The organism is Bacteroidota bacterium (assembly GCA_034723125.1).
Classification (GTDB): Bacteria; Bacteroidota; Bacteroidia; order CAILMK01; family JAAYUY01; genus JAYEOP01.
The window spans coordinates 1-13,372 of sequence record JAYEOP010000227.1 but is presented as its reverse complement, the minus strand read 5'-3'; the positions used below and the strand labels follow the sequence as shown (position 1 = coordinate 13,372).

Genomic DNA, 13,372 nt, shown 5'->3' with positions numbered 1-13,372 from the left:
ATGACGGTATGGTGGAGTTTTTTTATAAAGGAGTCAACAGTATCTTGCATCCTCAAACAAATAAACAACTTAATGACAATTAAATGACAGCGAAGCAAATGACCACTAAATGACAATTGAAACAAATAAACAAATAAACAAATAAACAATTCTTCTTTGCGTTCTTTGCTTGCCCCATAAGGAAGAATGACTGTATCGGGGCGTCTTTGCGAGAAAATATAAACAAATCACCAAATAAACAAAACTTGCGACACGAAGTTAGCTCGTATGAGTCCGCATGTATAAACAAATAAACAACTTAATGACAATTAAATGACAGCGAAGCAAATGACCACTAAATGACAATTGAAACAAATAAACAAATAAACAAATAAACAGATAAACAATTTTTATTATTTTTGCATCTTAACAAATTACAGATTATTAACTTTTAAGATATTTATCATGAAAAAACAATTTCATTACTCCATGTTTTTCAAAACATTATTAATTTCTTTAATCTCAATTTTTATAATTTCAAGCACTTATTCACAAGTTGGTGATTATAATTTTATTGTTCAAAATAATACTTACGACACACTATCAAATCCCACCCAACTTATTGGTGGTAATCAGGATGATACTTGGTCTTCTGTAACTAATATTGGATTTAATTTTACTTACAACAATGTTACTTACTCTAAATTTATTGCTAATGCAAATGGATTTATTAAATTTGACACAAACTCATTTTCTACTTCATATTCAAACGATCTTGCTTCAACAACAAAAACCACAGTTCTTGGAGCACTTTGGGATGATTTAAAAACTAATGTTAACGGACAAGTTGGATATAGCCTAAGCGGTAGTGCAGGTTCACGTATTTTAACTGTAGAATTTAAAGACATAAAACACTTATCGGCACAAGTTGATATGAATTTTCAAATCAAACTTTATGAAGCAGGGGATTCAATAAAATTCGTTTATGGAAGTATGGATACATGGACTGGAGAATCTGCTTCAATAGGAATAAATGACGAGATAGGTGCTACAAATCATTTCATTAGTGTTACTCCCGGTACAACCCATACAACAAGTTCAACTGTTGCAAACAATATTATTTCAAGTAACGCCAATCTCAGCTCCGGTTTAACTTATGTTTTTTATTACCAAACATTCACAAAAGACCTTGGCGTTACAGCTATTTTAAATCCCGATGCATCAGGTTGTGGACTTACAAGTAGTGAGCAACTAAAGTTGAAAGTAAAAAACTTTGGTACTCAAACTCAAAATTCATATACCTTAAAATATTCCATTAATAACGGTTCAACTTATGTTTCACAAAATTTCACAACGAGTATTGCACCCGATAGCACTCATGATTTTATCTTTACACAAACTGCTGATTTATCAAGTGCAGGAACTTATAAAATAATTGCAATTGCATCTTTGCCTAATGATTCAAATGCAACAAATGATACTTTTAGAACTCAAATAATTTCAATAGGTTCAATAAGTTCTTTCCCTTTTACAGAAAATTTCAATAGTGGAAATACAAATTATTTCAGGCTTATAAGTAATGATGAATCAGATATTTACATTGAGAATTCTACAGGTGTAAATAATACACATTCATTACATTTTGAAGGAAATTCAGCTACGGGATATGGCTCATGGCCTGTTACTGCTTACCATGCATGGAATTCATATCCCGACCATATTGCACAAGCAGTAACTTGTAATGTCAATGCTACAAGTTTATCATCTCTTGTTTTACGTTTTGACATAAAACAAATCTATAGCTACGATGCAACTTACAGTTGGTTAAGAGTTTTGATAAATGATACAATTCAAATTGCAGATAATAACGCTGATACAAACTTCAACCCAACATCACAGTATTCTGATCCGTTTACAACAAAAATATTTAATCTTTCTTCTTATACAGGAACTCAATTTACCATAACAATAGAAGCTTCATGTAAATATAATGATGCAAACGGTACAGGCGGATATGGTGATAATGTATTTGTTGACAATATTCAGCTATATCAACCTGTTGCAAACGATGTTGGAATAAGCAGTATTATAGAACCAAATAGTTCACTTTGTGGAAAAACATCAGACTCACTTAGTGTTATTATTTCAAATTATGGTACTTCATTTCAAACAAGTATTCCTGTAACAGCAAGCATTATTAAACCAACAGGAACCTCTACACTAACAGGAACTTACACAGATACTTTAACCTCCAATTCTTCGGATACACTATACCTTGGCACTATAAACACAACCGCAACAGGGAATTATACAATTACATCATACACAACATTGAGTTCAGATGCTCAAAACACTAATGATACAACAACAAAAGTTATAAGTACCTCAATACCTCAACCTTTACCTTATGTTGAAGATTTTGAAGGAACAAATCCTACACAAAATTGGACTACAGACATGACAGTGGGAAGTGGACACGGAAACTATTCAAACGTACTTTATGATAATTTATGGTCTTCATCTACAACTGCTTATGCATTTTACAACAACAAAGTAGGTACTTTAAACAGTACGTCATATATTTCATTTAACTACAGAATTGTTGATTATTCATCACCCTATAATTCTACTACTTTAAGCAATGATGACAATTTTAATGTAGTAATTTCTGATGATTGCGGACTTACATTTGATACGCTTTACACAATTGATAATTCAAATCATACTGCCAGTGGCTCAATGCAAACTCTAAATATTTCTTTGTCATCATACGCTGGCTCAAGTATTATATTTGGATTTTTACTTAGTCGCCCAAGTTCAGGAGACTTTTATTTTGATTTAGATTCAATAGTTATAAACAGCACATTCGGACTTGGACCTGACACAAGCATTTGCCAAGGAGATTCAGTAACTCTTGACCCGGGATCAGATACTTCTTACATTTACAAATGGAAAAGTACAAGTTCTTCAATAATACTTTCTACAAATCCAACATATACAACAAGTGTAGCAGGAACATATTTTGTAGAAGTTTATGACAATTCAACTTTTTTTAATTCCGATACAATTACTATTACCGTTAATCCACTCCCAATAGCTAATGCAGGAATAAATGACACTATTTGTAATGGTAGCACGGCAACATTAACAGCAAGTGGCGGAAATTCATTCATTTGGAGTACAATGCAAACATCAGCATCTATAAATGTTTCACCAAATTCAACAGCAAATTATTTTGTAACGGTTTACAACTCTCACGGCTGTTCGGATATTGATACGGTTACGATTTTTGTAAAAGCTTCACCAGTTGTAAATCTTGGAAACGATACTGCTTTTTGTGATGGAAATTCTGTTACATTAGATGCAGGACAAGGAAGTGGATATTCTTATGATTGGAAACTTTCAACTTCTTCAAATACAATTTCAACAAACCAAAGTTTAACAGTAACCCAACAAGGAACTTATTTGGCAACTGTTACAAATACAAATAATTGTAGCACAACAGATTCAATAATAATTACAGTACATCCTACTCCAACCGCTAATGCAGGAACAGATCAGGATATTTGTCTTGGTGATAGTGCAACACTTACAGCAAGCGGAGGAGGAGAATATTTGTGGAATACAACAGAAAAATCAGCATCAATTATCGTTTCACCAAATTCTTCAAGAACTTACAATGTTATTGTTTCAAACAACTACGGATGCTCCGATACTGCTTACGTTCATGTTACAGTAAATAATCCTCCAACAGCTTTTGCTGGAAATGATACTATTCTAAATTGTGGAGACAGCGGAAGAATTGGAACATCAGCAACTGCTAATTATTCATATCAATGGAATCCCATTACAGATTTAAGCAATCCGAATATCTCAAATCCTTATGCGAAGCCGGGAATGACAACAATATATAATTTGCTTGTTACAGATAATCAAACAAGTTGTACTGCAAATGATGATATTAAAATATTTATTACGGGAGGTCCTACTGCCAACGCAGGAAAAGACACTTCAATTTGTAAAGGAGAATCAATTACTTTAATTGCCACAGGTGGTACATTATACTCATGGAATGTCGGAAGCGGTGGTCCCGTATTAAATGTAAGCCCCTCACAAACTACAACTTATGTGGTAACTGTTGGCATAGGAGGTTGTTATGATATTGACAGCGTAACAGTTACTGTCAAAGAACTTCCAAATATTAATATTTCTACAATTCCCGACAAATGTGAAAATGGAAGTAAGATTTTACTTAATAGCTATGTTATTCCTAGCGGTGGATCATGGTCAAGCCAAAGTGCAGGATTTGAATTAGCAACAAACTCATTTAACCCCTCAAAAGCCGGTGCAGGAAATCATACAATTTATTACGAATATACAAGCTCAACAACAAATTGTACAAATATTGATTCAGCAATAATTGTAATTAAAAGCATACCATCGGTTTCGTTTTCAGGATTAGACACAATGTATTGCTCAACTGAAAGTCCTGCAACTTTAACAGGAAATCCATTAAACGGTACATTTTCAGGAAATGGAATTACAGGAAATGCTTTTTATCCAAAGCAAGCTACAATTGGGAAAAATACGATAACTTACGAATTTACCGCAACAAACGGATGCTCAGATATTGACACACAACACACTACTGTAAATCCAACTCCGAACCCTGACCTTGGTAAAGACACAGCCATTTGCGGCAAGTCAACAATACAACTTGATGCAGGTTCAGGATTTAGTGATTATTTATGGAATGACAACAGCAAAAAACAAACTCTAACAGTCGATTCAAGTGGAATAGGATATGGTGTAAAAGAAGTTTGGGTAAAAGTAAATAAACTTGGGTGTACAGGCTACGATACAATTTTTATTACTTTTGAAGATTGTTCAGGTATTGATGAATCAATTGAAAATTTGGAAGTAAAAATATATCCTAATCCTGCAAAAGAAAATATTTTTGTTAGCATTAGCAAACAACAGACAAGAATTCATTTGCAACTAATAAATCCACAAGGAAAAAATATTCTTGAAGAAGATTTTGAAGCATACAACGAAAAAAATATTAAAGAAATTGATGTTTCTAAATTAGCAAAAGGTATTTATTTCATAAAAATTTCATCAGATAATTCTGTAGTGTTGAAGAAGTTTGTGCTTGAATAGAACGTTTTTATGTAGCGAATACGCTAATTGGTATTTCTATAGGGAGGTTAAAAAAATGCTTTTCAATGACTTTTTGCCTCAGCCCTGAAGTAAGAAGTCATTGAACACCGATTTTCACAGTTTTTAACAAAGCATAATTTATTCCTAAATTCAGAACACCTGACTTAAGGAAAACTATAGTTCGGCTGGTCATAATTTGAACTTTGGCACTATGTTTAACATGTTGATTATTATTCGTTTACACAATATCGCAAAACGCAGTTTATGACCGCTCAGCATATATATTGTCGCGAAAATATCGAATATTGAACAAGGAATTATGAATAATGAAATTTGCTGACCACAAAAGTTGCTCAGCATCGTCTTTTCACTTCAAAATTCTTTATTCCTTGTTTCGCAACCGCTAAAGCTACAGCGAACGTGGTCAATATTCATTATTAATAAATACGACACAATTAAATATTTAGAGTGAATGAAGAGCAATGTTATTAAGAAAGAAAAATAACACATAAGGATATATTCCTGATATTATGAGGTATAAACAATTTTTGAATAAATTTTCAAAATAATGAAAATACTAAAATTAGGATTTAATTATGGCTGAAAAGTTTGCTGTGAAAATCGGTGTTGAAAGTTATTTCGGTATTACCACACAATTTTTCGTTAACTCAGGTTTCGCATAATAATTCCATAATGAATTGTTTCATACTTTGTGATTCTTCGTGTCTTAGAGCCTTCGTGGCTAATTAGTGCCTCTTAGTAAACTCTCCAAAATTAAAAATGTTTCTTTTTGCGATATTTTTATTTTTCTCAAATCCCTGATGCAAAGGCATCAGCTCATTTCCAAAAAGTAAAAATCTCATCAAAAATAATTCATTTTATAAAAATAGATAGTTTTCTAAGAGACACTAATTATCAATATCTTGCCACAAAGACACCAAGGTACAATTTGCACTAAGAATAAATACATAATGTAAGGTATAATAGACAAAAAGTAGGCTCAGAATTGAGATAAGTATGTTGTAAAATAAAAATATAAAAAGTTCAAGAATAATTGGAACTTTTATATCTTTGCTCAAAATTTAGATTGTGAATTTGATTAATAAGGGGCTACTCGAAAGGCTCAAAAGAAAAAATAGAGGTAATGTGAAATTGGCAAAATCAATTGATAAGCTAATTTTAGATATTGAGCAAAATGAATGGAATTCTCAATTAGAATTAAAACAAACGAGGTCTGATGCTGATTGCATTCATGGTAAAGGATTTTATTTTTTCAATTTGAATGTTCATCGGACTATGGTTTTAATTGAATTTGATGAAGATAAACGGTCAAGAATTGTTTGGGTTGGCTCACATCAAGATTATAATAAAACTTTCAAAAACAATAGAAATACGATTAAAAAGTGGCTAAAGGATAATGATTGGATTTAATAAAACAAAAATGAAAGATTTAATAAACATAAGAGAAATAGTAAAAGTTCAAAACTTAGAAAATGAATATGATTTGCAAAAAGCTTTATTGCTTGATAGAAAATTACGGTTAATGGTAAAAGAGGATTCATCACTAAAAGCAATGCAAACAAAAGTTTTCGATTTGATTAAAGCTTATGAAGATGAGAATTGGTCAAATAGTGAATCAATTACTGATAAACAAGTGGAAGAAGCTGATAATGCAGAATTATTAGTTGAAATGGAAAGAAAATTTATTGCATACCGTAAAGTAACTATCAGAAAAAGATTAAAAAGCTATGATATGACTCAACAAGATTTGGGGGTTTTGCTTGGGCATAAAAAATCTTATATGTCGGAATTAATAAACGGTATATCTCAATTTTCTCTAAAAGATTTGATAATTATTCATCGAATATTAATAATTGAGTTATCTAAATTGATTCCAACATATCTTCAAAAAGAAACAAGTGAAAAAGTGAGAAAATCAATCTCTAAATTGAATAAACCAAAGTTAAAACTTAGAAAGAGAGATTTGATAATGAGCGAATAAACAATTCTTTCATCAGATTGTTTCAGTCCGCAGTTAAAAACAGTCAGCAGTTCGCAGTCTTCAGTCAAATTCCGAATAAACAAAAAGAAGTACTTAAAACTAAAAGCTAAAAACTAAAAACTAAAAGGTTATGTGTTACGGATAAACAGATAAACAAAAAGAAGTACTTAAAGTGCCTAAAGTACTTAGAGTTAGTGTATCGAATAAACAAATAAACAAATCACCAAATAAACAAATCACCAAATAAACAAATAAACAATTCTCACAACAACAACCCATAAAGTCGTCATTGTGAGGGAGATACGACCGCGACAATCTCAGGCTTTTTAGCAAAGGTAGTAAAAAAAACATCCTACTCTTATTCATCAGATTGCTTCAGTCATACTTCCTTCGCAATGACGGTATCTTGGAGCTTTCAAATCAAGAAGTCAGCAGTCCTCAGTCGGCAGTAAGCAGTCCGCAGTCAAAAACAGTCAGCAGTTCTCAGTCAACAGTCTGTGCTTACCTGAATAGGGTTGACTTTTTTTAGTTATCTCATCATCATCTTATCGTTATATTGACTTTTTCTTTTTTGATTACTTTTTTCTCTGCGTTTCTGCGACTCTGCGTTTAAACAAATCAACAAATCACCAAATAAACAAATCTTTCATCAGATTGCCATCCTTCGTAATGACGTTATGTTGGAGCTTTAAAATCTCAAATTATGACATTAAAAAAAATGTTATTAACTTTTATTCATACTGTTTTATATTTTTTCATATATTTGGGAAAATAATCAGAGGTGCGTATAGTGTTTTTTTACAACTAAATAAATTATTGAGGTTTTTAACAAGCAAAAAAGTTGTTTTTTTGGTTAAAAATATATGCGTGTCTGTTTTTAAAAATTCTGTTATGCAAAAAATGTATTTAAGCAGGTTGACGCTTTTAATTGTAGCTTTTTTATTTATCTCTACCACCAGCATTCTCGGTTCAAATATTATTGTAAGCAATACTAATGACGCAGGAAACGGTTCTTTGCGTAATGCTGTTGCTACGGCAAATCCCGGGGATGTAATTCTTTTTAATTCAAGTTTGTCGGGAGATAGTATTGTTTTAACAACAGGGGAGATATTTATTAATAAAAATCTGACAATCACAGGACTTGGTGCTGATAAATTAATAATTAGTGGTGGCTATAATTCCAGAATATTAAAAATTGATACGGGTATAACCGTAATAATTAAAAAGCTGACTTTGCAATGTGGAAAAACTACCACAATGACAGAAGCAGGAAAAGGGGCTGCGATTTACAACTGGGGGATTCTTGAAATATATGAATGTTATTTTGCTTATAACAAAGCAAGTTATTCGGGTGGAGGAATTTATAACAAAGGAAAAATAACAATTGATAAATCTACTTTTGCATTTAATTATGCCGATAATAACGGTGGAGCTATTGTAAATGTTAGCGATACGATTTTTATACTTAACTCTACAATTTCTTCAAATAAAGCAAAATTGAGAGGTGGTGGCATTTATAATATGTCAAGAAATTCAACACAAATTCCCATAGTTGATTTAATATTTTGCACAATAACAAAAAATGAAGCATTAAAAGAAGGTGGAGGAATAGCAAATACCTTTGTCGTTTATTCAGATACTTCACAAATTATTCTCAATAGTTCAATCGTTGCTGAAAATGTTTGCGGTAATTATGGTGATGATATTTTTAGAGACCTTTCCTCAAGATGTTTTGTTGTGTCATTAGGATACAATTTAATTGGTAATAGTGATAGCTCTGGAATATTAGGAGTTACAGGAGATATTTTGGGTAATTCAAATAGCATTGTTGAACCCTTACTCGGAGATTTAACATTCAAAGGATTAGTAATTCCGCTTCACAAAATTTTATGTGGAAGCCCTGCTCTTGATTCCGGTAATCCAGGCAGTTCTATTGATGAAGACCAAAGAGGTTTAGCTCGTCCTTTTTTTGGAGTTAATGACATTGGAGCTTTTGAAAGTCAGGTAAATTTATATTTTCCTTATATTTATCTAGGGAAAGACGTTGATACTTGCATGGGTGAACAATTTAACTATTCAGCAGGAAGTGTTGGTGATTCAACAAATTGGTTTAACGGAAGTGTTTTGAAATTAGCAGACAATCATAATTATTCATTCTTAAGCGGAAGGCATGATACGATTGTAGCTGAGGTAATAAGTCCTGCAGGATGCCCAGGATATGATACTGTTTTTATTAATTTAGTTGACGTAATAAAACCTGTTTTAAGTACTTGTCCTTCAAATATAACTCTGTCAAGTACAAGTGGCTCTTGCAAAAACAAAGCAACATGGACCCCACCTACTGCAACAGACAATTGTAATATTGATACAATAATTACTACTCATAATCCCGGAGATTCTTTTAGTGCAGGAACTACCTTTGTTATTTATAAAGCATTTGATAATGCAGGTAATTTTGATAGTTGCTTCTTTACTGTTAAAGTTACTGATACCATTCGTCCAACAATTAGTTGCCCCGGAAATATTATCATGGAAAACAATGACAGTGATAGTTGTGGAGTTATTGTAAATTATTCGGAACCTATTGGTGTTGATAATTGTTCGGGAGCAGTAACCACACGTATTTCAGGCTTGGAAAGTGGAGCAATTTTCCCTCCCGGAACCACAAGAGTTACTTATCTTGTAACAGATTCTTATGGTAACAAAGACTCTTGTAGCTTTGATGTTACTGTTAACGATAATATAAAGCCAACACTAAGTTGTTCAAATGATATTAATAAAAATAACGATAAAGGAGATTGTGGTGCCGTTGTAACTTATTCTGTCCCTGTGGTTAATGATAATTGTCCGGGTGCAATTGTAACACAAATCGAAGGACTTGGTTCAGGCTCCTTTTTTCCTGTTGGAAAAACTATGGAAAAATATTTTGTTGAAGATAATTCAGGAAATAAAGATACTTGCTCATTTACAATCACAGTAAATGATAATGAAAAGCCTAAGATTAATTGTATAAATAATATTGAAAGCTGTGAGCAAATTGTACTTTTTAACACTCCTGTTTTTACTGATAATTGTTCAAATTCAATAATGGAAATTAAAGCGGGAATGAGTAGTGGTTCTAAATTTCCTATTGGAACAACAAAAGAACTTTTTATAGTAACTGATTCTACAGGCAATGTTGATTCATGTGAGTTTGATATTATTGTTTACCCAACTCCAACTATTGATTTGGTAAATGACACAACAATTTATTTTGGAGATTCTTTGCATTTGGAACCAATTGTTACAAATGGAGAAACTTACGAGTGGACTCCTTCAACTTGGTTGACTGATGCTTATATCAGAAATCCTGTTTCAAGTGCTGAAGAAAGTATAACTTATTATTTTTATGTACTTTCGGATCATGCTTGTAGTACAAACGATACAATTAATGTTAAAGTAATTTATGAGTTTATAATTCCCACAGGATTTACTCCAAATAATGATGGTGAAAATGATTATTGGGACATAAAAGGAATTAAAAAATATCCTGATTCTGATGTAGAAATTTATGACAGATGGGGAACAAAAGTATTTAGTTCCAAAGGATATTTAGAAAAATGGGATGGTACATTTAAAGCTAAAGATTTACCTATAAATTCATATTATTATATTATTAACAAAAATGACGGAACAGAACCATTAAAAGGAACTGTAACAATAATCAGATAAAAAGAAACTTTTGAATAATGTATTTTATATAAATAATACGGCATGAAAAAATTTGTAATTTTACTTTTAATATTAGCAAACGGGCATTGCCTGATGTCTCAACAGTTGGGACAATTTAATCAATACATGCATAATCCTTATATGCTAAATCCTGCTGCTGCGGGTTTAGATGGCAATCAAATGTTTTTGGGTTATCGTAAGCAATGGATGGGTTTTGGTGATGGTCCGCTTTCTTTTTACTTTAGCGGAGAATATGATATTGGTAAAAAGCCTCAAAAATCATATATGCCTCATTCATTAAGAATTAGCAATCCAAAAATTTATGAAAAATTTCAACCTCAGAAGCGTAGTAAATTCAAGCATACTTTGGCAGGAAATATAATAAATGATGTCAATGGTTTTGTTTCCAAAACATCAGGTGATATTACTTATGCTTTTAGTTTTCCTTTTAGTGATAACACAAAAAACCTATCAATAGGATTTTCAACAGGCTTCATTAATCTCGTTTTTGACCAAAGTAAAGTTACAGTACTTGAACCTGATAATGATATTGCTTACAATGATTTTTTAAATTATAATGCATCAACTATTTTCCTTGATATGAATTTTGGAGTTTGGCTTACTACCGAAAAATATTTTGTCGGTTATTCATCAATGCAATTGCTTGGGGATAATTTTTCAATGGGTGGCAATCCTTCTAATTTCCAAATGTTTATGCATCATTTTTTACAAGTTGGATATAATTATGAATTTAATGAAAATTTAGTATTGGTACCAGCTGCAATAGTTAGATATGTAAAAGATGTACCAATTTCTTATGATGTAAATTTCACTGCTTATTATCAGGATAAATATTGGGGCGGCTTATCGTACAGGTATAATGCTGCTGCTGTTGTAATTTTAGGAATGAAATATAAGGATCTTAAATTTGGTTATTCTTTTGATTACAGCACCACCGGAATTCAAAATTATAATTCAGGTAGTCATGAATTTCTCTTAGGTTATATTTTTTAATAAAAAATAATATGAATAGAATTGTAATAATTTTTTTGTTTTTATCTTTTTTTTGTTCTCCGATTTCAAAAAGTCAAGTAATTCAAATAAAATATAAGGAAGCTGTAAAATTGGGACCTTCTGTTAATTCTGAAGCAGAAGAAGCTTATCCATTGATTTCTTCTGATGGTACAAAATTGTATTTTACCAGAGCTTTATCACGAGAAAATATTGGGAGTATCAAGGGCGGTCAGGATATTTGGGTCAGCGATATCAATGGACAAAAATATAGTACAGCTAATAATAGTTTCCCCAAATTAAATAACAAAGCAAACAATGCAATTGTAGGCATTAGCTCTGATGGAACAAGATTGTATTTATTGAATGTTTACAAAACAGAAAAACACATGAAAGCAGGTATTTCATTTACCACAAATCAAGAATCGGGATGGAGTGAACCTGAAGAAATTAAAATTCCGGGACTAAATATTGAAGGTAATAATTTTGGTTTTTGGATGAATCCCGAAGGTGATACATTATTAATTTCTGCTTTCAACAATGATTCACGTGGTAAAGAAGATATTTTTGTGAGTTTAAAGAAAGATGGGAAATGGTGTAAGCCAATAAATCTTGGAAGTCAAATAAATTCCTATGGTTATGAAATCTCTCCGTTTTTAGACAAAGATGGAAAAACACTTTATTATTCAAGTGCAGGGAAAGGAGGGTACGGTAGTGCGGATGTTTATATGTCAACAAGGCTTAATGATTCATGGACAAGTTGGTCATATCCAAAAAATTTAGGTAAGCCAATAAACTCACGTGATTTTGATGCATATTTTTCTGTTCATGGAAATACTGCTTATTTTTCAAGTAACAGAAATAGCGAATTAAGTAATATTTTTATTGCAGAAGTAGTAAGGCTAAAGCCAGGGGAAAGGCTTAAAGACTTGCCAAAAGCACAAAAGGTTTATTTTAAATTAAATGACTATTTACTTTATCCTGAACAAAAAGATGTGCTGAGTGATATTGTAAAACTTCTTGAAGATGATTATGATTTAAACGTAATAGTTTCAGGTTATACTTGTGATATTGGGGATAATAAAACAAATGAAAAATTATCAGGCTTAAGAGCTGAATCAGTATTGACATATTTTGTGATAATGGGAATTGACGAAAGCAGAATTAAAGTAAAACACTACGGTGAAATAGAAGCACAGAAATTGAATGAAACTGAGCAGGATAAAAAACTAAAAAGAAGAGTGGATATTAAGTTTGGTTGGGAAGATTGAGTTATTCCTAGTTCTCAGTAGGCAGTCAAAAACAGTCGGCAGTCTTCAGTCCTCAGTCGGCAGTCAAATTCCGAATAACCAAAACTTGCGACACGAAGTTAGCTCGTATGAGTCCGTATGGATAAACAACTTAATGACAATTAAATGACAGCGAAGCAAATGACCACTAAATGACTATTGAAACAAATAAACAAATCACCAAATAAACAAATCACCAAAACCTGTCCGTATGGATAAA

6 protein-coding genes are annotated in these 13,372 nt (G+C 31.8%); all 6 read left to right on the top strand.

From position 1 onward, the window contains the following. Nucleotides 1-444 precede the first annotated feature (444 nt). Complete coding sequence (locus U9R42_06445) at nucleotides 445-5,139, top strand: T9SS type A sorting domain-containing protein (protein ID MEA3495659.1); 4,695 nt, start codon at nucleotides 445-447, stop codon at nucleotides 5,137-5,139. Nucleotides 5,140-6,228: 1,089 nt separating this feature from the next. After that, nucleotides 6,229-6,570: a type II toxin-antitoxin system HigB family toxin gene (locus U9R42_06440; protein ID MEA3495658.1), complete on the top strand. Its 342-nt coding sequence runs from the start codon at nucleotides 6,229-6,231 to the stop codon at nucleotides 6,568-6,570. 10 nt (nucleotides 6,571-6,580) lie between these two features. Then, nucleotides 6,581-7,141 (top strand): helix-turn-helix domain-containing protein, encoded by a 561-nt coding sequence (locus U9R42_06435; protein ID MEA3495657.1) that lies wholly within the window; start codon nucleotides 6,581-6,583, stop codon nucleotides 7,139-7,141. 891 nt (nucleotides 7,142-8,032) lie between these two features. Beyond that, nucleotides 8,033-10,852 carry an HYR domain-containing protein gene (locus tag U9R42_06430; protein ID MEA3495656.1) on the top strand — a complete coding sequence of 940 codons (2,820 nt, stop codon included), beginning with the start codon at nucleotides 8,033-8,035 and terminating at the stop codon, nucleotides 10,850-10,852. A gap of 42 nt (nucleotides 10,853-10,894) precedes the next feature. Further along, nucleotides 10,895-11,866: a PorP/SprF family type IX secretion system membrane protein gene (locus U9R42_06425; GenBank protein ID MEA3495655.1), complete on the top strand. Its 972-nt coding sequence runs from the start codon at nucleotides 10,895-10,897 to the stop codon at nucleotides 11,864-11,866. Nucleotides 11,867-11,877: 11 nt separating this feature from the next. Continuing rightward, a complete protein-coding gene (locus U9R42_06420; GenBank protein MEA3495654.1) occupies nucleotides 11,878-13,134 on the top strand; it encodes an OmpA family protein in 1,257 nt (418 codons plus the stop codon). Nucleotides 13,135-13,372: the final 238 nt, after the last annotated feature.

Bases quoted from the DNA above. Each gene is read 5' to 3' on its own strand.
- U9R42_06435 (MEA3495657.1), top strand. From the start codon at position 6,581: ATGAAAGATTTAATAAACATAAGAGAAATAGTAAAAGTTCAAAACTTA.
- U9R42_06430 (MEA3495656.1), top strand. From the start codon at position 8,033: ATGCAAAAAATGTATTTAAGCAGGTTGACGCTTTTAATTGTAGCTTTT.
- U9R42_06420 (MEA3495654.1), top strand. From the start codon at position 11,878: ATGAATAGAATTGTAATAATTTTTTTGTTTTTATCTTTTTTTTGTTCT.
- U9R42_06425 (MEA3495655.1), top strand. From the start codon at position 10,895: ATGAAAAAATTTGTAATTTTACTTTTAATATTAGCAAACGGGCATTGC.
- U9R42_06445 (MEA3495659.1), top strand. From the start codon at position 445: ATGAAAAAACAATTTCATTACTCCATGTTTTTCAAAACATTATTAATT.